16 protein-coding genes are annotated in these 23,551 nt (G+C 64.3%); 9 read left to right on the top strand and 7 right to left on the bottom strand.

Annotated elements, in window-relative coordinates:
* Positions 1 to 477 precede the first annotated feature (477 nt).
* Entirely contained in the window at positions 478 to 813 is a 336-nt protein-coding gene (locus JY96_RS19290; RefSeq protein ID WP_035039904.1) for a hypothetical protein, read from the top strand.
* Here the strand turns inward: JY96_RS19290 and pgeF are convergent.
* Positions 745 to 1,599, bottom strand: coding sequence for a peptidoglycan editing factor PgeF (pgeF, locus tag JY96_RS19285; protein WP_052162753.1), 855 nt, complete (start codon positions 1,597 to 1,599; stop codon positions 745 to 747). The two genes, JY96_RS19290 and pgeF, sit on opposite strands and share 69 nt — an antisense overlap.
* Between pgeF and JY96_RS22560 the strand changes: the two genes are divergently transcribed.
* The 5 genes from JY96_RS22560 (at position 1,598) to JY96_RS22555 (ending at position 12,849) form a co-directional block, all read left to right on the top strand.
* On the top strand, positions 1,598 to 2,260 hold the full coding sequence (locus tag JY96_RS22560; protein ID WP_161784366.1) for a chorismate lyase: 663 nt from the start codon (positions 1,598 to 1,600) through the stop codon (positions 2,258 to 2,260). The two genes, pgeF and JY96_RS22560, sit on opposite strands and share 2 nt — an antisense overlap.
* Positions 2,261 to 2,376: 116 nt before the next feature.
* A complete protein-coding gene (locus tag JY96_RS19275) occupies positions 2,377 to 2,922 on the top strand; it encodes an NUDIX hydrolase (RefSeq protein WP_035039900.1) in 546 nt (181 codons plus the stop codon).
* Positions 2,923 to 2,977: 55 nt separating this feature from the next.
* Positions 2,978 to 5,173, top strand: coding sequence for a type I secretion system permease/ATPase (locus JY96_RS19270; protein ID WP_035039898.1), 2,196 nt, complete (start codon positions 2,978 to 2,980; stop codon positions 5,171 to 5,173).
* A 14-nt stretch (positions 5,174 to 5,187) separates the two neighbouring features.
* Positions 5,188 to 6,630, top strand: a complete 1,443-nt coding sequence (locus JY96_RS19265) for an HlyD family type I secretion periplasmic adaptor subunit (protein WP_035043704.1) — start codon at positions 5,188 to 5,190, stop codon at positions 6,628 to 6,630.
* 300 nt (positions 6,631 to 6,930) lie between these two features.
* On the top strand, positions 6,931 to 12,849 hold the full coding sequence (locus JY96_RS22555; protein WP_052162751.1) for an Ig-like domain-containing protein: 5,919 nt from the start codon (positions 6,931 to 6,933) through the stop codon (positions 12,847 to 12,849).
* A 104-nt stretch (positions 12,850 to 12,953) separates the two neighbouring features.
* Here the strand turns inward: JY96_RS22555 and JY96_RS19255 are convergent, their stop codons facing one another.
* Entirely contained in the window at positions 12,954 to 14,867 is a 1,914-nt protein-coding gene (locus tag JY96_RS19255; RefSeq protein WP_035039895.1) for an EAL domain-containing protein, read from the bottom strand.
* A gap of 22 nt (positions 14,868 to 14,889) precedes the next feature.
* Positions 14,890 to 15,519, bottom strand: coding sequence for a transglutaminase-like cysteine peptidase (locus JY96_RS19250; RefSeq protein ID WP_035039894.1), 630 nt, complete (start codon positions 15,517 to 15,519; stop codon positions 14,890 to 14,892).
* Positions 15,520 to 15,822: 303 nt separating this feature from the next.
* Here JY96_RS19250 and JY96_RS19245 point away from each other — a divergent pair, with 303 nt between their 5' ends.
* Positions 15,823 to 17,664, top strand: a complete 1,842-nt coding sequence (locus tag JY96_RS19245) for a TolC family outer membrane protein (protein WP_052162748.1) — start codon at positions 15,823 to 15,825, stop codon at positions 17,662 to 17,664.
* 409 nt (positions 17,665 to 18,073) lie between these two features.
* Positions 18,074 to 18,535 (top strand): hypothetical protein, encoded by a 462-nt coding sequence (locus JY96_RS23770; RefSeq protein ID WP_052162747.1) that lies wholly within the window; start codon positions 18,074 to 18,076, stop codon positions 18,533 to 18,535.
* A gap of 46 nt (positions 18,536 to 18,581) precedes the next feature.
* Here the strand turns inward: JY96_RS23770 and pstS are convergent, their stop codons facing one another.
* The 4 genes from pstS to JY96_RS19220 form a co-directional block, all read right to left on the bottom strand.
* A complete protein-coding gene (pstS, locus tag JY96_RS19235; RefSeq protein WP_081961438.1) occupies positions 18,582 to 19,619 on the bottom strand; it encodes a phosphate ABC transporter substrate-binding protein PstS in 1,038 nt (345 codons plus the stop codon).
* Positions 19,620 to 19,680: 61 nt separating this feature from the next.
* Positions 19,681 to 20,226, bottom strand: coding sequence for a peptidoglycan-associated lipoprotein Pal (gene pal / locus JY96_RS19230; RefSeq protein WP_035043694.1), 546 nt, complete (start codon positions 20,224 to 20,226; stop codon positions 19,681 to 19,683).
* A gap of 102 nt (positions 20,227 to 20,328) precedes the next feature.
* A complete protein-coding gene (locus JY96_RS19225) occupies positions 20,329 to 21,669 on the bottom strand; it encodes an ATP-binding protein (protein WP_035039892.1) in 1,341 nt (446 codons plus the stop codon).
* On the bottom strand, positions 21,666 to 22,325 hold the full coding sequence (locus JY96_RS19220; RefSeq protein WP_035039890.1) for a response regulator transcription factor: 660 nt from the start codon (positions 22,323 to 22,325) through the stop codon (positions 21,666 to 21,668). The genes JY96_RS19225 and JY96_RS19220 overlap by 4 nt, the downstream gene beginning before the upstream one ends.
* A gap of 142 nt (positions 22,326 to 22,467) precedes the next feature.
* Between JY96_RS19220 and JY96_RS19215 the strand changes: the two genes are divergently transcribed.
* Positions 22,468 to 23,529, top strand: a complete 1,062-nt coding sequence (locus tag JY96_RS19215; protein ID WP_081961436.1) for an AraC family transcriptional regulator — start codon at positions 22,468 to 22,470, stop codon at positions 23,527 to 23,529.
* The last annotated feature ends 22 nt before the right edge of the window (positions 23,530 to 23,551 follow it).

Raw genomic sequence — 23,551 nt, 5'->3', positions numbered from 1 at the left:
GCGCCTCAGACCGAGCCGCGCTGGCTGGCGATGCGGCTTTGCGCGTCGCTGTTTTCCTGGTCGGGGCAGCGGCCTTCTTGGCTGCTGGGCGCTTGGTTTTGACAGCCGGCTTGGCTTGCACGGCGGCATCACGCTGCGTCACGTCCTGCGCAGCGGCTGGGCGCTGCGAGCGTGACCGTTGAGGAACAGCCATATGTCTCCTACTTGGAATCTTCAAGGGGCATCCGAAAAAATGATGCCTCCGTCATGTTGCCGTATTCTGACCGCGGTTTTTTTCGATTGACATGACGGGCCGATGACTTTTAGCTTCTTTTCAACATCGGCCCAACGGTCATCAATCCGTCTTGTTCAAAGGGCTTTGAGCAAGACCTGTTCCAGAATAGTTGCCTGCCCCGACACAGGCATGATTTTCATCAATCATGTTGAGTTCAACGATCTGGCGTGTCTGCGGGACTTTCACTAACCGGATGATGTTGGATGTGGATTGTTGCTGCCGCCTGGTTGTACGTGACCGTGATGATGGCGCTGGCCGAGGCCACGAGCCCGCAGGGCTCCGTGCTGGGCGCCGTGATCACCTTGGTGTTTTATGGGCTCGCGCCGCTGGCCCTGGTGCTGTACCTGATGGGTGCGCCAGCGCGCCGCAAAGCCTTGCGCGCAGCCGAGGCGAGAGCCCATGCGCAACACCTGGCCGAGCAAGCTGATAAGGGGCGGCCATCGGGCGACGACGCCCATCCCGGCGAGGGCTCAACGCAGCCAGATGCTGGCGGCCTGCCGGCCGGTGACGCGATCCCGCCTGAACGAAAAGAACCTTGAGGCCTCGGACACCGTGCACCAGGTGCCGCCGCCAACCTGACTCACGCCCAGGTGGTTAAGCGTGTCACGTGCCAGCCCCGGCAGATCGGCCAGCCATTTGCGCGCCTGGAATGGTGCTTCATGGACCCCCACCGCGTCGACCGTGATGCGGGGCGTGAAGCGCCGGTGAGCCTGCGCGGCGAGAGGATCCAGCCCGAAGCCCGCCAGCACGTCGGCGCCGACTTCGAAATGCGCGGGGCCGATGCAGGGCCCCAGCCAGGCCTGCAGGTCCGATGGTTCGCAAGATGCGGCCTCGCACAAGGCCCGGACGCCGGTGTGCACGATGCCCTGCCCCTGCATGTCGCCAGCGCCCGCCAGCCCTCTCCAGCCTGCGTGCAACGCGGCCACGCCACGCCCTTCGGGCGCCGCCAGCAGCACGGGCAGGCAATCGGCCACCATCACCGTGCAGGCAAGGCCCGGCTCGGTGGTCAGGGCGCCATCGGCCTCAGGCTGGGCGAGCTGCCCTGAAGGGCCCAGGAAATCGGCATCGCGCGTGAGCCAGATGACGCGGTTGCCGTGCACCTGCGTCATCCACACGGGTTGCGCCTGCAGGGCTTGCGCGAACAGGCTGCGGTTGTGCAGCACGGCTTGCGGGTCGTCCTGCACGTGGTCACCCAGATTGCATTGGGCGTAAGGCCCCACGCTGACGCCGCCGGCCCGGGCGCTCATCAGCGCGCCGACGCGGCCGTGCAAGGCCTTGCCCAAGTCGATGTCCAGCCAGCCTGGTGGCAAGGTGTGTGATGTCATGCGTGATGATGTCCGAATGGGCCCCGCGCAGGTCATCACCCGCCAGGCCCGCTATGATCGCGCCCCGATGCTACCTCGCCTGCCTGCCGTACCCCGATCTGACTCTGCCCTCGCACGCTCACACGGTGGCCGGCGTGGCGCTGTGTCGCCCAGCTTGCGCCGCTGGCTGAGCGCACCAGGTTCGCTGACAGCCCGCCTGCGGCTGCACGGGCAGGTCAGCGTGCAGGTGCTCAGCCAGGGCCGCCGCACCCTGTGGCCGCAGGAGCGCGCTGCACTGCGTTGCCGCGAGGGCCATGTCCGCGAGGTGGTGCTGCGCATCAATGGCCGGGCGGCGGTCTGGGCGCGCAGCAGCACCCCGCTGGGCGCGGTGAAAGGCCCTTGGCGCGCCATCAAGGGGCTGGGCACGCGCCCGCTGGCCGAATTGCTGTTCGAGCACACGCAGGTGCGCCGCGACCCGCTGATCGCCCATGCCCTGCCCCTGCAATCTCCGCAACGGCGGCGCCTGGCCAGGCAATGGGCGCACCTGTCGCCCATGCCGCCAGACCCAGCGCCCATCTGGACGCGCCGCTCGGTTTTCTGGCATCGGGGCCACCCCCTGCAGGTGCTGGAGAGCTTCGCGCCCTGGGTCACGACGCTGCCGGCCGGGCCCAAACGCCGTTGACAAAACGCCGCTGACCAAGGCGCAGAGCTCGGCGTTGCGCGCGAATGCGGGCCATTGCCTGTGAATTGCCGGCCACAAGCCACGGTTTCGCCATCTTGTTGCCCTAAACTGCGGGCATGCTGTTTTCACGCCGAATCGAGCACTGCCAGGTATGCGGCACCCCCGTCGAGCACAAGGTGCCCGAGGACGACAACCGTGAGCGTGCCGTCTGCCCATCCTGTGGCCACATCCACTATGTCAACCCGCTGAACGTGGTGGGGACGCTGCCCGTCTGGGGTGAGCAGGTGCTGCTGTGCAAACGCAATATCGAGCCCCGCAAGGGCTACTGGACGCTGCCCGCCGGCTTCATGGAGCTGGGTGAAACCACCGAAGAAGGGGCCGCCCGCGAAACCGACGAAGAAGCTGGCGCCCACATCGAGATGCAGGGCCTGTACTGCATCATCAATGTGGTCACGGCGGGCCAGGTTCACCTCTTCTACCGCGCCCGCCTGCTGGACACCGAGTTCTCGCCCGGGCCGGAAACCATGGAAGCGCAGCTCTTCCATCAGCACGAAATCCCCTGGGACGACCTGGCTTTCCGCACCGTGCGCATGACCCTGGAGCGCTTCTTCGCCGATCGCGCCGAGGGTCAATTTGCGGTGCATTGTGCCGATATCCGCTGATCACGCCGCGCTGACACTGCTGTCTCGTGCGGGATAGAACCTCACGAATTCACGCATGACTGCCACGCTGGACACGACCGCACCTGACGCCTCGGCACCGCCACGCCTCCGCGAAGACCTGTTGACGCCAGATCCCCTGCTGGATTGCCTGGTAGAGGTCTGCCGCCTGCATGGCCTGCCTGCTTCACGGGCCTCGCTGTCAGCCGGGCTGCCGCTGGACAAGGGTGCCCTGCCCTTGAATCTGGCCGAGCGTGCCGCTGGCCGAGCCGGCCTGGCCACCAAGGTGCAACGCTTGCCGCTGGCGCGCATTGATGCGCTGACGCTGCCCGCCATCCTGATCCTCAAGGGCGAGCAGGCCTGCGTGCTGCTGGGGCGTGAGTCGGGCTCATCTGGCGCCGCCGCTAAGTGGCGCATCCTGTTGCCCGACAGCGGCCAGGGTGCCATCACCCTGAGCACCGAAGAACTGCAGGCGCGCTACACGGGCATCGTCTTGTTTGCCCGGCCGCATTTCAAGTTCGACGAGCGCACCCCCGAGATGCGCGCCACCAAGTCCGGCCACTGGTTCTGGGGCCCGGTGCTGGCGCAGCGCTTCGTGTACCGCGACGTGCTGTGGGCAGCCTTGCTGATCAACCTGTTCGCGCTGGCCTTCCCCATTTTCTCGATGAACGTGTACGACCGCGTGGTGCCCAACCATGCCACCGAAACCATGTGGGTACTGGCCATCGGCGTGACGCTGGTGTTCGCGGGCGACCTGTTCATGCGCCTGTTGCGCAGCCATTTCGTGGACGAGGCCAGCGCCCGCATCGACGTGCAGATCTCGGCTTCGCTGATGGAGCGGGTGCTGGGCATGCGCCTGGAGAACCGGCCGCAGTCGGTGGGCTCGTTTGCCGCCAACCTGCGTGGCTTCGAACAGGTGCGGGACTTCATCGCCTCCAGCACCGTCACCGCGCTGATCGACCTGCCCTTCGCGCTGCTTTTCGTGATCGTGATGGCCTGGATCTCACCCTGGCTGATCCTGCCGGTGCTGACCGTGTTCACGGCCATCGTCGTATCGGGTTATGTGCTCCAGCATCGCCTGCATGAGCTGTCGCAAAGCACCTACCAGGCCTCGGCGCAGCGCAATGCCACACTGGTGGAGAGCCTCACCGGCATCGAAACCATCAAGTCGCAAGGTGCCGAAAACCTGATCCAGGCGCGCTGGGAGCGGGCCAACCAGTTCCTGTCGGCGCTGAATGTGCGCATGCGCGGGCTGTCGTCCTCGGCCATGTACACCACGGCCACGCTGCAGCAGCTGGTGTCGGTCAGCATCATCCTGATCGGTGTCTACCTGATCACCGACAAGCAACTGACCATGGGCGGCCTGATCGCCTCGACCATGCTGGCGGGCCGTGCCTTGGCACCAGCCGGGCAGATCGTGGGCCTGCTGATGCAGTACCAGGGTGCGCGCACGGCCATGGAGTCGCTCAACAAGATCATGGACCAGCCGGTGGAGCGCCCTGCCGGCACCAACTTCATCCACCGCAAGGACCTCAAAGGCGAGATCGAGTTCCGCCACGTGTCCTTTGCCTACCCGGGCCGACAGGACTCGGCGCTCGACGACATCAGCTTCAAGGTCAGCCCCGGCGAAAAGGTCGCCCTGATCGGCAAGGTGGGCTCGGGCAAGACCACGCTGCAAAAGCTGATCCTGGGCCTGTACCAGCCATCGCAAGGCGCCGTGCTGCTCGATGGCATCGACATGCGTCAGCTGGACCCGGCCGATGTGCGCCGCAACCTGGCCCATGTCTCGCAGGACGTGACGCTGTTCTACGGCTCGCTGCGCGACAACATCACCTTCGGGATGCCGCATGCGCAGGACGACGCCATCGTGGCGGCCAGCGACACGGCCGGCCTGAACGAGTTCGTGCAACGCCACCCGCAAGGCTTCGACATGCAGGTGGGCGAGCGCGGCGAGCTGCTCTCAGGCGGCCAGCGCCAGAGCGTGGGCATTGCGCGTGCGGTGCTGCACAACGCGCCCATCCTGCTGCTGGACGAACCCACCAGTGCCATGGACTTCTCGACCGAAGCCCTCGTGACGCAGCGCATGCAGGCTTTCTCGCAAGGCAAGACGGTGGTGCTGGTCACGCACCGCACCTCGATGCTCTCGTTTGTGGACCGCGTGATCGTGGTCGACCAGGGCAAGATCGTGGCCGATGGCCCGCGTGAACGCATCATGCAGGCGCTGTCTGCTGGCCGCATTTCGCGCGCCTCGTGAGCAAGGAGCACAACATGAACGCCTTGCTGAATGCTGGACAAAAGCTGGTCAAAGCCCTGGAAGCGATCCGGCTGAGGCTGGCCCCCCTCACGGACCGCGTGCTCGATACAGTGGCCGGCCCACGCGTGACGCCCGAGACCGCCGCCGGCGCGGGCATGCGCAGCTTCGAGCTGGACGCCCAGGCCGTGATGAGCACCGAGCAGACCTACCGCGCCCAGACCCTGGTGCGCAGTGCCCTGCTGCTGGTGGGCGTGCTGCTGGTGTGGGCCTCGCTGGCCAAGATCGACGAGGTCACCAAGGGCGAGGCCAAGGTGATCCCTTCAAAGCAATTGCAGGTGATCCAGTCGCTGGACGGTGGTGTGGTCTCCGAGATCCTGGTCAAGGAAGGCCAGGTGGTCGAAGCTGGCCAGCTGCTGCTGAAGATCGACGAAACACGCGCCACATCGGGTGTGCGCGAAAGCGCGGCCCAGGTATTTGCCTTGACAGCCAAGCTGGCTCGCCTGAAGGCCCTGGCCGAAGGGCACAGCTTCAAACCGCCCGAAGCGCATGAAGGCAATATCGAAGAGCAGCGCATCGTGGATGAGGAGCGCCAGCTTTATGACGCCAAGCGCTCCGAGCTATCTGCTCTGGTGTCCATCAGCGAACAGCAACTGGCGCAGCGTCAGCAGGACTTGAGCGAAGCCGAAGCCAAGCGCGATTCGGCCAAACGCAGCCTGGACTTGTCTCAGCAAGAGCTTGCCAAGACCCGGCCGCTGCTGGCCACCGGTGCGGTGTCTGAAGTGGATGTGCTGCGGCTGGAGCGCGACGTGACCCGCGCACGTGGCGACAAGGAACAGGCCAGCGCCCAGGCATCACGTGCCAAGGCAGCCATTGCGGAAGCCACGCGCAAGATCCAGGAAACCGACCTGTCCTTCCGCAACGAAATCCGCAAGGACCTGTCTGAAGTGCTGGGGCGGCTGAACGCGCTGAATGAAGGCGCGGTGGCGCTGGCCGACAAGGTGGACAAGTCCCAAGTGAAGTCGCCTGTTCGTGGCCGCGTCCAGCGCCTGCTGGCCAACACGGTGGGCGGCGTGGTCACCCCGGGCAAGGACATCCTGGAGATCGTGCCGCTGGACGATGCCCTGGTCCTGGAGGCCAAGGTCCAGCCGCGTGACATCGCCTTCATCCACCCGGGCCAGGCGGCCACGGTGAAGTTCACCGCCTATGACTTCTCCATCTACGGCGGGCTCGATGCCGTGGTCGAGAACATCAGCCCCGACACCGTGACGGACGAAAAAGGCACCAACACTTTCTATGTGGTGCGCGTGCGCACCAAGCAGCCGAACTTCAACGACAAGATGCCCATCATCCCGGGCATGACGGCTGAAGTGGATGTGCTCACAGGCAAGAAGACGGTGCTGTCCTACCTGCTCAAACCGGTGCTCAAGGCACACGCTTACGCCTTGCGCGAGCGCTGATGCCATGATGCCGTTCGGTATGCCTTAAAGGCTGCATACCAGCGTCATTTCGTGACGCTTGCCCTTCACTGCGGGCCAGACCTGCCGACAAGACCTTGTTGGACAGTTCTGGCCCGTTTCACTTGGTGGCAAACAGGCTGCATGTCGGCTTGACCCTGAGTGCCTCTGCGCTAAAGCGCCGATTTATTCGGCGCAATGCCGGAATTGTTCACGCCCCGTGATCCATCAGATCACCCTTGAGGAAGGCCCCGTCGCTATCCTCGTGTCAAAGGCGTTTGTTACGTTTCGAGAGGTTTTGCCATGTCCAAATCCGCGCAAGTTCCCGGCGGGGTCGTCACCAGTCTTCAAGGGCGTGCAAACGTCATCCCGGCAGGCCAGGCCGATGCGCGCCCGCTGCAGGAAGGGGACGCCATCCAGCCCGGCGACGTGATCCTGGCGGAAGCCAACGCACAGCTGCAGATCACCGATGTGGACGGCCAGGCCTGGATGCCACGTGACATGCAAGTGGCGCTGGCTGAGGCCAATGGCAAAGCTGGCAGCGCGAAGAAGCATGCCCACGACACGGTTGACCATGCCCAGGACAACAAGTCCGTGGACGATGCCATCAATGCCGTTGACCGAGGCGATGAAGATGCGGCGACCGCGGCCGGCCTGACTGGTGGTGGCGGTGGCTCGATGTCGCTGGGGCTGCGTGTTGACCGTGTGATCGAAACCGTGTCGTCGCAGGAATTTGCCTACAGCACACCGGACCGTGACGCAGGCACGCCCTTCGCCACCGTGGCCAATGTGACCACGGCCACCGAAGTGGGCAACCGCGCGCCATTTGTTGACGAACCCGGCAGCAACCCCAACTACAAGCCCGAGACAGGCCACTACAGCCTGACCACGGACGAAGACAAGCCCGTGTCCGGCCAGGTCAAGGCGACCGACCCAGATGGTGATGCGCTGACCTATGCGAAGGGTTCCGACCCTGCACACGGCACCGTCGTGGTCAATGCGGATGGCACCTGGACCTACACGCCCGCCAAGGACTACAACGGCGCTGACACCTTCACCGTGACCGTGTCCGATGGCAGAGGTGGCACGGCGACGGCCACCATCGACATCGGCATCAACCCGGTCAATGACCCGCCCAAGATCGATGACCCGACCAGCGGCAACTTCGATCCTGTCACCGGTCACTACAGCCTGACCACAGATGAAGACAAGCCTGTCTCCGGCCAAGTCAAGGCCACGGACCCGGATGGCGATGCGCTGACTTACGCCAAGGGTTCGGACCCTGCGCACGGCACCGTGGTCGTCAATGAAGACGGCACTTGGACCTACACGCCCGCCAAGGACTACAACGGCAGCGACACCTTCACCGTGACGGTGTCCGACGGCCATGGCGGCACGACCACGGCCACCATTGACATCGGCATCAACCCGGTCAATGACCCGCCCAAGATTGATGACCCGAGCAACCCGAACCTGAATCCCGAGACGGGCCACTACAGCCTGACGACCGACGAAGACAAGCCTGTCTCCGGTCAGGTCAAGGCCACCGACCCGGACGGCGATGCGCTGACCTATGCCAAGGGCGCTGACCCGCAGCACGGCACGGTCGTCGTCAATGAAGACGGCACATGGACCTATACGCCTGCCAAGGACTACAACGGCTCGGACACCTTCACGGTGACGGTGTCCGACGGCCATGGCGGCACGACCACCGCCACCATTGACATCGGCATCAACCCCGTCAATGACCCGCCCAAGATTGATGACCCGGGCAACCCGAACCTGAATCCCGAGACGGGCCACTACAGCCTGACGACCGACGAAGACAAGCCCGTCTCCGGTCAGGTCAAGGCCACCGACCCGGATGGCGATGCGCTGACCTATGCCAAGGGCGCTGACCCGCAGCACGGCACCGTCGTCGTCAATGAAGACGGCACCTGGACGTACACGCCGGCCAAGGACTACAACGGCGCCGACACGTTCACCGTGACGGTGTCCGACGGCCATGGCGGCACGACCACCGCCACCATCGACATCGGCATCACCCCCGTCAATGACCCGCCCAAGATTGATGACCCGACCAGCGGCAACTTCGACCCGGTCACCGGCCACTACAGCCTGACCACCGACGAAGACAAGCCTGTCTCCGGCCAAGTCAAGGCCACCGACCCGGACGGCGATGCGCTGACCTATGCCAAGGGCGCTGACCCACAGCATGGCACGGTCGTCGTCAATGAAGACGGCACCTGGACGTACACGCCGACCAAGGATTACAACGGCAGCGATACCTTCACGGTGACCGTGTCCGATGGCCACGGCGGCTCCACCACGGCCACCATTGACATCGGCATCAACCCCGTCAATGACCCGCCTAAGATTGACGACCCGGGCAATCCGAACCTGGATCCCAACACCGGCCACTACAGCCTGACCACCGACGAAGACAAGCCCGTGTCCGGCCAGGTCAAGGCCACGGACCCGGATGGCGATGCGCTGACCTACGCCAAGGGTTCGGATCCGCAACACGGTACCGTCACGGTCAACGAAGACGGCACCTGGACCTACACGCCCGCCAAGGACTACAACGGCGCAGACACCTTCACGGTCACCGTGTCCGACGGCCATGGCGGCGCGACCACCGCCACCATCGACATCGGCATCAACCCTGTCAATGACCCGCCCAAGATCGATGACCCGACCAGCGGCAACTTCGACCCCGTCACTGGCCACTACAGCTTGACGACTGACGAAGACAAGCCCGTCTCAGGCCAGGTCAAGGCCACGGACCCGGATGGCGATGCGCTGACCTATGCCAAGGGCGCGGATCCGCAGCACGGCACCGTGGTCGTCAACGAAGACGGCACCTGGACGTACACCCCGGCCAAGGATTACAACGGCAGCGATACCTTCACGGTGACCGTGTCCGATGGCCACGGCGGCTCCACCACGGCCACCATTGACATCGGCATCAACCCCGTCAATGACCCGCCCAAGATTGATGACCCAAGCAACCCGAACCTGAATCCCGAGACGGGCCACTACAGCCTGACGACTGACGAAGACAAGCCCGTCTCCGGCCAGGTCAAGGCGACCGACCCGGATGGTGATGCGCTGACCTACGCCAAGGGCGCTGACCCGCAGCACGGCACGGTCATCGTCAACGAAGACGGCACCTGGACGTACACGCCCGCCAAGGACTACAACGGCGCCGACACCTTCACCGTGACCGTGTCCGATGGCCATGGCGGCACCACCTCAGCCACCATCGACATCGGCATCAACCCCGTCAATGACCCGCCCAAGATCGATGACCCGGGCAATCCGAACCTGAATCCCGAGACGGGCCACTACAGCCTGACGACTGACGAAGACAAGCCTGTCTCCGGCCAAGTCAAAGCCACGGATCCGGACGGCGATGCGCTGACCTATGCCAAGGGCGCTGACCCGCAGCACGGCACGGTCGTCGTCAACGAAGACGGCACCTGGACGTACACGCCGGCCAAGGACTACAACGGCAGCGACACCTTCACCGTGACCGTGTCCGATGGCCATGGCGGCACAACGACCGCCACCATCGACATCGGCATCAATCCAGTCAACGATCCACCCAAGATCGATGCCCCGACCAGCGGCAACTTCGACCCTGTCACTGGCCACTACAGCCTGACCACCGATGAAGACAAGCCTGTCTCCGGCCAGGTCAAGGCGACCGACCCGGATGGTGATGCGCTGACCTACGCCAAGGGTTCCGACCCCGTACACGGCACGGTCATCGTCAACGAAGACGGCACCTGGACGTACACGCCCGCCAAGGACTACAACGGCGCCGACACCTTCACCGTGACCGTGTCCGATGGCCATGGCGGCACCACCACGGCCACCATCGACATCGGCATCACCCCCGTCAACGACGCGCCCATCATCGGCAGCCAGAGCGGCCCAGCCGCCCTGTCGGAAGAAGGCCTGGTCGGTGGCAACCCCGACAACCAGGGCTCGCCCGACACCGTCAACACCAAGGAAGCCACCGGCCTGTTCGCCATCAGCGATGCCGATGGTGACAAGGTCAGCCTCACGCTTTCCGGCCCCAGCGGCATGACATCGGGTGGCGTGGCCATCACCTGGTCCGGCAGCGGCACGGCCACCGACCCGCTGGTCGGCAAGGCGGGCAACACACCCATCCTCACGGCCACCATCGACGACCAGGGCCACTACAAGGTCACCCTGCAAGGCCCCGTCGACCACCCCAACCCCAATGCGGAAGACGTGCTGAGCGTCAACCTGCAGGTGCAAGCCAGCGACGGCCACAGCACCAGCACAGCCGCCCTCAACGTGCTGATCGAAGACGACAGCCCACTGTCCGGCGCACAGGTCATGCAGGTCGACAGCAGCACCGGCACGCAGAACACCAACCTGATGCTGATCGTCGACACCTCGGGCAGCATGAAGGACACGCTGGCCGACAAGACCGTCAACGGCATCAAAGCCTCCATCAACTCGCTGATCGACCGCTATGACGACCTGGGTGACGTCAAAGTCCAGATCGTGACCTTCAACGACGCTGGCCAAGGCCGCGCCGCGTGGATGACGGTAGCCCAGGCCAAGACCTTCGTCGATGCCTTGAGCGCCAATGGCGGCACCAACTATGACGCCGCGCTCGCCGCAGCGAAGGCCTCGTTTGCCGCCACCGGCAAGATCAGCGATGGCGTCAACGTGTCCTACTTCATCACCGATGGCAACCCCAACACGGGCAAAGGCATCGACACCGGCAAGGACGAGACCAACTGGGAGACCTTCCTCAAGGACAACCACATTGACTCGTACGCCGTTGGCACGGGCACCCTGACGGCGCAGTACATCGCCAACATCGAGCCCATCGCCTACAACGGCATCACCGGCACGGAACAAGGCGCCACCACGCTCACGACCAATGCCGAGCTCAGCAAGTACCTGCTCGACACCGTGCCCACACTCAAGGCCGGCAGCCTGGCCGGGCTGGCGGGCGCGGACGGGCTGCAGAAGATCGAAGCCTTCTCGTCGAGCAAGCAGGTCAGCTCCGTGCTGGACCCGAGCACCAAGGTCCTCACGATCACGTTGCAGTCCGGCGCCGAGATCAAGCTCAACACCGTCACCGGCGACTTCACCATGAAGCAAGGCCATGACGCGACCGACGAGACCTTCAGCTACACCATCGTGGACAAGGACGGCGACCACGCCAGCGGCACCATCACCCTGACCACGGCGGCCACCGTCGCGGCCAACCACGCCCCGGTGGTCAGCGCCGACAGCGACGGGCACAACATCCTGGGTCTGGTGGATCTGGCCGTGAACCCCTTGCTGGATCTGAGCAAGACCCAGCACGTGGCCGTGGCCGATGTCGACAACAACCTGATTCGCGTCGACGTGAGCGTGGGCCAGTTCCTGTCGCTGGGTACCCTGCTGGGCGACCACAGCAAGCTCAGCCTGTCGCTGGACCCGGCCCTCACCCAAGGCCTGCACATCAGCGGCGTCGACTCGCGCCACCTGGTCATCGAGTCGGATACCCCGGGCCACACCATCGACGTGGCACAGGTCAACCACCTGCTGTCCACCTTGAGCTATGACCCGGCCCATGTGCTGGGCCTGTCGGTCGACCTGTTCCCGCAGCTGACCATCAAGGCCACGGACGCGGCTGGCGCCACCGACAGCAAGACCGTCTCCAGCAGCATCGTCGCGATCGACGTGAACGCGCCCACCCTGGCTGATCACACCGAGCACACCGTGTCCGGCAGCGGCGAACACCACGGCACCTGCGACACCGACGTGTTCGCCTGGACCCTGGCCGACCGCCCTGCCACAGGCGAGCACAACCACACCGACACCATCACCGACTTCAACTGCGCCGCGCGCTCGGCCGGTGGTGATGTGCTCGACTTGCGCGATCTGCTGCAGACCGACCACAGCACGACACCGTCGGGCACGGCCAGCGTGGACAAGCTGCTGAACTTCCTGGACTTCGACACCCACTCGCAGCCGGGCAGCACCATCATCCACGTCAGTGCCAGCGGCAGCTTCCAGGCCGACGCCACCGGCCACAGCGACAGCACGGGCTGCGGTGACCAGCAGCACATCGTGCTGGCCAATGTGGACCTGCGCGCCTCGCTGGGGCTGGATCAAAGCGCCAATGACCACCAGATCATCAGCGAGCTGATGAACCGAGGCAAGCTGCTGGTGGACCACAGCTGATCGGCCTCGGCGGTCAAACAAAAGCAGCCCCCTTGAGGGCTGCTTTTTCATTTCCGAGTTGAAACCTGAGGGCGCTCAGGCAGGCGAGCAAACCATGGTGCTGATCACAGCCGCACAGCCGGCCCCGTCACGCCATCCACCCCGACCTGGCGCAGCGCCACCATGTCGGCGGACTCGCTGACGCCTTCGGCGTACACCTGCAGGCCCAGGCCATGCAACATGCTCACCGTGGCCGACACATAGGCCGAGCGCGCCGCGTCCTGCGCCACGCCCTGCACCACCGAGGCATCCAGTTTGATGTAGTCCAGCCCGGCCTCGAACAGGAAGGCAATGCGGGTCAACTTCTCACCTGCGTGCTCCAGACCCACCCGGGCATTCAATGGCCGCAGTTGGCGGCACAGCTCGCGCACCAGATCGAAGCGCTCCACTGCGGCCGTTTCAGGCACTTCCAGCCAGAGGTGCTTCGCCGCCTCGGGCGCGGCAGCCAGGTGCGCGCACAGGCGAGGAATGAAGCCGCTGTCCGCCAGCGACACAGGCGAGAGGTTCACGCCACGGTCCTGGTAGTCCTGCCCAATTTCTTCCAGCGCCAATTGCACGGCCGCTTCGTCGATCTGCGCGATCAGGCCCGACCGCAAGGCCATGGGCAACCAGTTGGCCGCCGCCTCGAATTCACCCGCAGGGTCCAGTTGCATGCGCAGCGGGCACTCGTAGTGCACCAGCATCAACTGCTTGTCGACCACAGGGTAGCGCATCAGCTTGAAGCGACGCTCCGTCAGCGCCGCGGTCAGGCGACGGCGCCATTCATCCTGGCCCAGCGCGGGCAAGGCGGCATCCACGTGCTCGGCCACCTCCACGGCAAACGCGCCGCGGCTTTCCGCCTTGGCCAGTGCCGAGTCGGCCGAGGCCAGCACCTGCTGCAGGGGCATGCCCCGTTTCCAGTGCACCGCGCCCACCACCACCGAGGCCGATACCGCCTGCTCGGCAAAGGCCCTGCGCAGGGCGTCCACGTAATACTCGGGTTCAGGCAAGGAGGCTTCGGCACTGGTCAGGCAGACGGCAAAGTCCCCCCCATTGAGCCGGCCTTGCGCCGCCCCGTCGATACCGGCCGACACTTCCTTGAGCGTGCGAGCCAGATGCTGCAGCAAGGCATCCGTCGTGCGGTGCCCCAGCAAGCGATTGATACCGGACAAGTCCACCAGGCGGATCAGGTACAGCACACCCGAGCCAGAACCCTCTTCGCTGCTGATGGCCGCGCCCAGTTGCGCCATGAAGTGCCGGCGGTGTGACAGGCTGGTCAGCGGATCACAGTGGGCCTGCTGACGCAGCTGCTCGACCTGGCCAGATTGTTCCTCGAACACCGATTTCAGGCGCACCACCACGGCATTCATCGCCTGACTCAGGCGCGCCAGTTCGGGCACGCGAGGCTCCTGCACCGTCACGAAACGGCGCTCCATCAAGGCCTGTGCCTGGGCCACCGTGGCATCCAGCGGCTCGCGGATGCGGCGCACGCCAAAGGCGGCAATCACGCAGGACAACGCCCCCAGCACAAACAACCAGCCCGCCGTCTTGGCACTGCCTTGCCACAACTGCGCATGCGCAAAGCCGGCATGGCTGACCACCTCGACCGAACCCAGTGCACGCCAGCCATCCGAGACCTGCGCCACGCCAGGCACCGACTCGACGGGCACCAGGTTCACAAACCAGGCCGGCGCCGCCTCGCGCAGCACCTTGGCATCCGCCTCGTGGTTGACCACCACACGCCCCCCCGCATCCTTCAAGGTGATGCGCTGGTAGAAGCCTGTGTCGAACATGGCCGACACGGTCAGGTCCATTGAGGGCATGTCACCCTTTTGCTGAGACAGGTTCAGCGCCAGCGATTGCGCGTTGTCCGCGTTCTTCAGCCGCAGTTGCGTCTCCAGGTAGCCACGTGCCGACAACATCCAGACGGCAAAGCTGCCGAAGAACGCCATCAACAGCGTCACCAGCAACAACAACCAGATCTGACGAATCAAGGACATACGGATTCTTACCTTTGCAGCCTCACCACCAGCCCTCAGCCTTGGCCTTCGCAAACACATCTCGCCAACGTGACAGGCGGGCTGACGGGTCTCCAGCATTCGACCCACTGACACCTTGCCACAAACCTTCGGCGTTGAAACTGAAAACAGGCACCAGATCCGGACGCCTGGAGGCTGGACGAATCTCGGTGACGAGGTTATCCAGAATCAAGGGCTCGGCATTTGGCTCCGGGTAATACGCCAGCACCATGTGAGCCTGGATGGTCCCCCCCAACTGCGCACGGACATACACCATGCGCATCTTCACACTGGGAACACCCGCCGCAATCAGGGAAAAATACTTGCCAATGGCGTAATCCTCACAGTCACCCTGCCCTTTGGCCAGAGTTTCCAGAGGTGAAGCCCAATAATCCACCACACCCCACGTTTCCCGATCATCGCGATACAGAATCTGGCGATTGAAAAAGGTATTGATGGCTTTGAGGCGAGATTCATCGTCCTGGCCCGCGGCCTCGGCAATTTCCTGCAACAAGGCCTGGGCCCGAGCCAGCGCCACCGGCCCCATCTTCTGCGCAGCCAGCACCACCTTGGGCGACTCGAACGCACGCGTGGCCACCCAGCCACACGCCAGCGTCAGCACCAGCGCCGCCATCAACGCACGCCAGCACAGCCGCCAGAAGGCAAGCCCCCCGGCGGACCAGGACAACGTTAGCGATGGAGTTTTCGGACGCGAGCGGACCACAGTGTCAAATCGACCAAAAGGGGTAAAACTTGACCTGCAACGGTGCAGCACACCACCCATATGCACGGGTCGGGATGCACCACGTGAAACGCCCCTTCATTTAATGCCAAAATGCGCCGATAAACGCAAATGTGTCCAGTTGATACCGGGTTTCCGGTGGCAAGTCGGCTGGGCCTTCACAAATCGCGACCGAGGTGCAAGGTGACCCACTCGATGATGAAATCCCGTCTGACCATCCTGGCTCTGGCTTGCATGAGCGCAGCCTGCGCATACGCCCAGAGCGCGCCCGCGGGCTCCCTGGCCGATGCCGCTCAAAAGGCCATTGCCACGAACCCGGAAGTCACCGCGCGGCTCAACGCCCTTCGCGCCGCCGCCAATGAAACCGACGTCGCCCGTGGCGGCTACTACCCCCGCGTGGACCTGAGCGCCAGCGTCGGCCGTGACCGTGACCGCATCACCAGCCGCAACCCTGAATCCCAAAGCCTCAGCCGCAACGGCATCGCCCTGAGCGCCAACCAGCTGCTGTGGGACGGCCAGGCAACCCGCAAGGAAGTCGAGCGCCTGGGCCATGCCCGCCTGACCCGCTACTTTGAATTTGTGGCTGCCACCGAAGACACGGCCCTGGAAGCCGCACGTGCCTACATCGACGTGGAACGCTACCGCAAGCTGGTGACCCTGGCTGAAGACAACTACGTGCAGCACAAGTACGCCTTTGACCAGCTGCAGTCCAAGTTCAAGGCCGGTGTAGGCCGCGGTGTGGACAGCGAACAGGCCAACGCCCGCCTGGCCCTGGCCGACTCCAACCTGACCACCGAAGTGGCCAACCTGCATGACGTCAGCGCCCGCTACCTGCGTGTGATCGGCGAGGCGCCGGCCGCCAAGCTGCCAGCGCCCACGGGCCTGGACCGCGGCATCATGCCCGTCAACGCCGATGCCGTGAACCAGGCCCTGGCCCGCCACGCCAGCATCAGCGCCGCCGTGGAAAACCTGCGCGCCGCCCAGGCACAGGCATCCGGCAAGGAAGGCAGCTACCAGCCCAAGGTGGAAGCCCGCGTGCGCTCTGGCGTGGGCAAGAACTTCGACGGCGTGCAAGACCAGAAGCGCGACACCTCGGCCGAGATCGTGCTGAACTGGAACCTGTACAACGGTGGCTCCGACCAGGCCCGCGTGCGCCAGTACACCGACCTGATCACCCAGGCCGCCGACCAGCGTGACAAGGCCTGCCGCGACGTGCGCCAGACTGCTGCCATCGCGCACAACGACATCAAGAAGCTCAAGGACCAGCTCGCCGCACTGGACCGCAACGTCCTGGCGATCGAAAAGGCCCGTGACGCCTACCGCCAGCAGTTCGACATTGGCCAGCGCAGCCTGCTGGACTTGCTGAACGCCGAAAACGAGCTCTACACCGCCAAGCGCTCGTACGCCAATGCCGAGTACGACCTGCAACTGGCTTACGCCCGCGTGCAGGCCTCGCGCAACAGCCTGGCCTCCACGCTGGGCATCTCGCGTGACGACGCCGGCAACCAGGAGTTGGCGCGCGACTGGCAAGCCGCCAGCGATGCCGCCCAGCGATGCCCGGTCACCAGTGTGGACGCCACTTCGGTCAGCCGAGAAGAGCTGGATGCCCGTGCCCGCAAGATGGCCGGCCCCGCCGTGGTGACGCCTGTGGCGGCGCCTGCTGCCCTGGCCACCAAGCCCGAAGCCCCCATGGCCGACGAGGTTGCCGCCGAGACCGTGGCCCAGCGCCTGCGCGACTGGGCGGCTGCCTGGATGGCCAAGGACGTGGCCCGCTACTTCACCTTCTACGCCAAGGACTTCGCCCCCGCGAAATCAACCTCGGCCAAGTGGATCAGCGAACGCCGCCGCCTGGTGGGCAAGACCGGCGAGATCGACGTCAAGGTGGGCGACATCAAGGCCGTGCCCAAGGGTGATTCGGTCGTGACCAGCTTCACCCAAACCTACACCTCGGCCAACTTCAAGGACAAGACGCTCAAGGTCCTGACCTGGAAGCAGATCGATGGCCAGTGGGTCATCGTCAAGGAAAGCAACCGCTGATCCTCACTCGGCCTTCGCGCCGGGCAACGGTTTCGCCAAGCGCCCTTCGGGGCGCTTTGTCGTTATGGCGCCACCCAAAAGCGCACGCAACAAAAAAGAAAGCCTGCCAGTCCGAAGGACCAGCAGGCTGCAAAGTGCAACGCTGTCATCACGGTGCACCACCGGCTCAGGGAGGAAAGCCGGGCCTTGAGGAATCAAGGCATGCGGATGTTAACCCTGATGACCGAAATGTGCAATTTGCTGCACACCATAACATTGCAAAATTGTGAAAAGCGTCTCCCTTTTAGGGAATCCACGTAAAGTCTGCTGCACCGCAACACGTTGGTGACCCGCGAGCCGACAATGGCCATTGCGAGGTGAAGGGCCTGCCTTTGCAACCATAAACCGATGGCCCGGCCAGGAGAAAGACATGGACCGCAAACAACTGTTGATCGGACTGCTGACAGCCAGCCTGTCCACTTTGGTACCCATGGCAATGCAGGTTGCCCATGCAGCCAAGCCCGCCACCACCGAGGCAGCCACGAGCAGCGAGATGCCCATCTACGGCAGCCAGTTGATGACCGACTCCGAGCGCACAGCCTTCCGCGCCAGGATGTGGGCCGCGCAAAGCGATGAAGAGCGCAACCGCATTCGCGCCGAGCACCATGAAGAAATGCAGAAGCGCGCACAGGCCAAGGGCATGACCTTGCCTGACATGCCTCCCGCCATGCCCGGCGGGCCTGGCTCACGGGCCGGCATGATGCGTCAAGGTTCCGGCGCAGCCATGCCACCTTGCGCAGCCTCTTCGGCATCCGCTCCGAATTGCCCTGCGCCTGGCCCTCGTGGCGGCAGGATGCATCAGCGCCTGCACCGCGGCCTCAACCGGCCTTGATGGATGTCTGGGTGACGAAGCACAGCGTCGTCGTCACCCAGTCCCATTACATGCTCAACACGGCCTTGCCGTCGGCGCCCTTGATGCCATCCCACTTCTTGTGGATGATGGCCTTGACCGAGTCAGGCATCGGCACGTAATCCAGGTCTGCGGCCATCTTGTCGCCGTGCGCATAGGCCCAGTCGAAGAACTTCAGCGCAGCCTTGGCTTGCAAGGGCTTGTCCTGAACCTTGTGCATCAGGATGAAGGTGGCACCGGAGATCGGCCAGGCATCTGCACCCGGCTGGTTGGTCAGCACCTGGTAGAAGGACTTGGACCAGTCCGCACCCGCGGCAGCAGCCTTGAAGTTCTTGTCCAGCGGTTCCACAAAGCGGCCTTCGCGGTTGGCCATCAGCACATAGGCCATCTTGTTCTGCTTGGCGTAGGCGTACTCGACGTAACCGATCGAGTTGTCCAGGCGCTGCACAAAGGCCGATACGCCTTCATTGCCCTTGCCACCCGTGCCCAGCGGCCAGTTGACGGCCGTGCTCTCGCCAACCCGGCTCTTCCAGTCAGGGCTGATCTTGGACAGGTAGTTCGTGAAGATGAAGGTGGTGCCGGAACCATCGGCGCGGCGCACCACGGCAATCGGCGCATCAGGCAGTTGCACGTCGCGATTCAGCGCCTTGAGCGAAGCGTCGTTCCAGCGGGTGATCTTGCCCAGGTAGATGTCAGCCAGCAGCGGGCCGGTCAGGTGAATCTGGCCGGGCTTGATGCCCTTGATGTTCACCACAGGCACCACACCGCCGATCACGGTGGGGAACTGCAGCAGGCCATCCTTGTCCAGATCCTCGTCAGTGAGCGGCATGTCCGAGGCACCAAAGTCCACGGTCTTGCCCTTGATCTGCTTGATGCCGGCGCCCGAGCCCACCGACTGGTAGTTCACCTGTTGCTGGGTGCTGCGCTGGTATTCAGCGGCCCACTTGCTGTAGACCGGAGCCGGGAAGGAGGCGCCGGCGCCCGTGATGTTCTGAGCGAACGCCATTGGCGCCAGTGCGCACAGTGCCAGAGCAGAGAAAGTACGAGTCATGAGTGTGTTGGTCATGTTGCAAAAAAATCAAGATAAAGGTCTCGACACTTTGCAACGCCAACATGACAACACTGTGTCAGTGCTTGTCGCTGTGAACGAAATCCACGCGACGGTTTTGCGACCAGCAGGACTCTTCGTGGCAAGTGGCCTTGGGCTTTTCCTTGCCGAAGCTGATCGTCTCGATGCGGTCTTCAGGCGCGCCCAGCAACACCAGGGCCTTGCGCACCGCGTCTGCGCGCTTCTGACCCAGGGCCAGGTTGTACTCGGCACCGCCGCGCTCGTCGGAGTTGCCTTGCAGCACCAGCTTGTCGATGCCCTGCGCCTTCATGAACTGGGCCTGCTTTTGCAGCATGTCCGTGTAGTCAGACTTGACGCGGTAGTCATCGAAATCGAACAGCACCTGGCTGGCGTTGAGATCAGCTCGCTGCTGGCGAACTTGAGCGGCCAGCTTCTCGGCATCCAGTTGAGCCTGGTTGACCGAGTTGCCTTGCGCGCTGGCAGAAGCGGTCTTCTGAGGTGCAACAGCCGACGCCGCCGGGGCTTGTGCAGTCAAAGGGGGCCTGCTGCTGCAAGCGGCCAGCAAGGTGGCAACGGATGCCAGGGCAATGAAAGAGAAACGCATGGTGTCCTTTGATGTGAAGAACAAATCAAGGCGCCCGTTATTCATACGGGCTGTTACTGGATTGTCAGCAATAACACTTAGACGAACCTTAAAAAACCCGCCCTACTCTGCCAAAGCGGGAAAAATCACCTGCACACGCAAGCCACCCAGGCGCGGTGAGGTGTCCAGCAGGATCCTGGCGCCATGCAGGTCGGCAATCGACTTGACGATGGCCAGGCCCAACCCGCTGCCTTCCGGCCCCGTGCCACTGACACGGTAGAAGCGGTCCAGCACACGCTCTCGATCTGCGGCCGGTATGCCAGCGCCCGAATCCTCGACCGACACGACCACGCCCTGAGGCGATGGCGCCACATCGAGGTCCACCGTGCCGCCAGAAGGCGTGTACTTCACCGCGTTGTCCAGCAAATTGCGAATCAGCACACGCAGCGCCTCTGCATGCCCATTGATCATGGACAGGTTGGCCTGGTGCACACCCAGATCGATCTGGCGGGTCTGTGCGGCCAGCAAGGTATCGGTGAGTGCCAGCAGGCCAACCTGGGCCAGGTCAAGGTGCTCGAACTGGACACCCGCCACCACGCTGGCCTCCTGCCTGGCCAGCACCAGCAACTGGTCCACCATGCGCGAGGCCCGGTCAATGCCACCGGCCAGGCGCTTGATGGCGGTCTCGCGCGTGCTGTCGTCCGAGGCGCGCTGCAGCCCTTGCACCTGGATCTTGAGCGCGGCCAGGGGCGATCGCAATTCGTGGGCTGCGTCCGCCACAAAGCTCTTTTGCGCCTCGAAAGCATGCTGCAGCCGGCCGAACAGCAGGTTGAGTTCCTGGATCAAAGGCTGGATCTCTTCAGGCAGGCCGGCCTCGTTCACCGGCGACAGGTCGTCCGCCTTGCGCGATGCCATCTGCGAGCGCACCTTGGCCACCGGCGCCAAAGAGCGCGTCACGACCCAGCCTACGATCAGCATGAGGATGGGTGCAGCCAGCAGGCTGGGGCCCACCGTGCGCAGGGCCAGCGCACTGGCCATGTCCCGGCGCGCGGCCATGTCCTGCGCCACCTGGATGACCTGCACCGGCGTGCTGACGGAGAAGACGCGGAAGATGCGGTTGTCCAGCGTCCTCACATCCGAAAAGCCCGGCTGGGCCGGCCTTCGCAGCGTGCGATGCGCCGCGGACTGAAAGAGCGGCACGCCCTTGGCCGTCCACATCTGGACAACAAAATCTTCGTTTTCCCGGCTCTGGCTGAACGCCTCGGTGGCCTGTGCATTGGACAAGGGCACCCCCGAGCGCAGCGACAGCGCCATCTTCTGCATGTGCCGGTCAAAGATGACATCGGCCTGCGACAGCGCTGTCTGGTAGACGGTGATGGCCTGGATCAAGGCCGCCACCGTGATCGCCCCCAGCAGGAAGACCAGCAGGCGCGTGCGCAGCGAGTGCGTGGCTGGCCCCCTCATCCTTTGGGCACCATGTACCCCACGCCGCGCACGTTCTGGATCAAACCAGCACCCAGCTTCTTGCGCAAGCCATGGATGTAGACCTCGACGGCGTTGCTCACCACGCCATCTTCCCAACCAAAGATCTTGGACTCCAGCTGGCTGCGGGACAGCACGGCGCCCGGGCGGGCCAGCAGCAACTCCAGCACGGCCCATTCGCGGGAAGACAACACCACGGGCTGCCCCGCCACCGAGACCTCGCGTGTGGCCGGGTCAATCGTCACACCCAGATGTTCGTAGTGCGGCTCGGCGCGGCCCGCCGCCCGCCGCAGCAGCGCCCTGACGCGGGCCAGCAACTCGCCCAGGTCGTAGGGCTTGAGCACGTAGTCATCCGCCCCCGCATCCAGCCCTGCAATGCGTTGTTCAACGGCGTCACGCGCCGTGGCAATCAGCACCGGCGTGCGGTTGCGGGCCTGGCGCATGGTGCGCAACACCTCGATGCCATCCTTGCCCGGCAAGCCCAGGTCCAGCAAGACCAGGTCGTAGGCTTCCGTGTGCAGAACGGAGTCGGCCACCGCGCCGTCTTTCACCCAGTCCACGGCATAGTGCTCCGCGCGAAGAATGTCCGACACGGACTCACCGATCATGTGATCGTCTTCTACCAGCAGCAGCCTCATTCTCTCTGTCCTTGAAAGTCACCACTATGCAGCGCCCCACTTAGGTGGAGCTTAAAGCTCCGACGGGTTTCGCTAGGGAAATCACCGATCGTTCGATGTGTATTGGCCTGCAGAAAGACCGCAGACTAGCGGGCCTGCGGACATGCCCATTTTGCCGCTCACGCCGCCCGTGCCCTTTGTTCCTATGCGCCTCTCGCCCGTCAACCTGAAGATCCTGGCCTACACCCTGGACGTCGAAGGCTTCGACTCCAGCGACGTCCTGAGGCGGTGCGGCATCGAATCGGCCGACGATCTGCAAGAAGACGGCGACTGGCTGCCCCTGCACCTGTTCGACCGGTTGATGGCCGCGGCCATCGAGGAAACCGGCGACCCGTTTTTCGGGCTGGTGGCCGGCAAGAGCATCGCGCTGATGAAGTACGGCGCCATCACCCCCCTGGCACTGTCCACCCCCAGCCTGCGCCAGCTGCTGGAGGACATCCGCCGCTTTGCCCTGCTGGCGGTCGAGCGCGCCGAGGTGGAGTTGCTGGAATCAGGGCAGACGGCCTGCCTCATGGTGAACCCCGTGATCGAGAACGGCCTGAGCGGCCGCTTCCGTACCGAACAGGTGGCCACCAGTGCCGTGCAGATGCTGAGGTTCACCGGGGCCAGCACATCGGACATCTACCAGGTCGAGTTCCCCTACGCCATCCCGACCGGGCACGAACAACGCTACCTCAGCACGTTCGGCCCCCGCATCCTTTTCGAACGCAAGGCCTGCTCGATCAGCTTCAACCCGGCCATCCTGGACCTCAGGATGCCCACCCATGACCCGGTGGCCTACATGACGGCCCGCACGCGCGCGGAGTCCGTATTGGCTGCGCGACAAGCCGGCACCGACATGGCCGATGCGGTTCGCCAGTGGCTGCTCAACGCTTTTCCCCGCTTGCCAACGGTGTCGGAAACAGCGGCGCAGATGGGCATGAACGAACGCAGCTTCCGGCGCCAGCTGGGCATGCTGGGCACCTCTCATGCCGAACTCGCGCAAGAGTGCCAGCGCCTCATGGCCGAACGCCTGCTGGCCGAGGGCAAGCTGCCGCTCAAACAAATTGCCGATGCCCTGGGCTTTTCCTCCGTCCACAGCTTCCACCGCGCTTTCAGGCGCTGGTCCGGCCTGACGCCCTCTGCGTGGCGTGAGGGCAAAGGCCTCGCGCAGGATCAGGGTTAGCCTGAACCGGCATGGCCAATAA

The sequence above is a fragment of the Aquabacterium sp. NJ1 genome, from assembly GCF_000768065.1.
Lineage (GTDB): Bacteria > Pseudomonadota > Gammaproteobacteria > Burkholderiales > Burkholderiaceae_C > Aquabacterium.
Note: the sequence above shows the minus strand (reverse complement) of the source record. Positions and strands in the feature narration are given on the sequence as shown.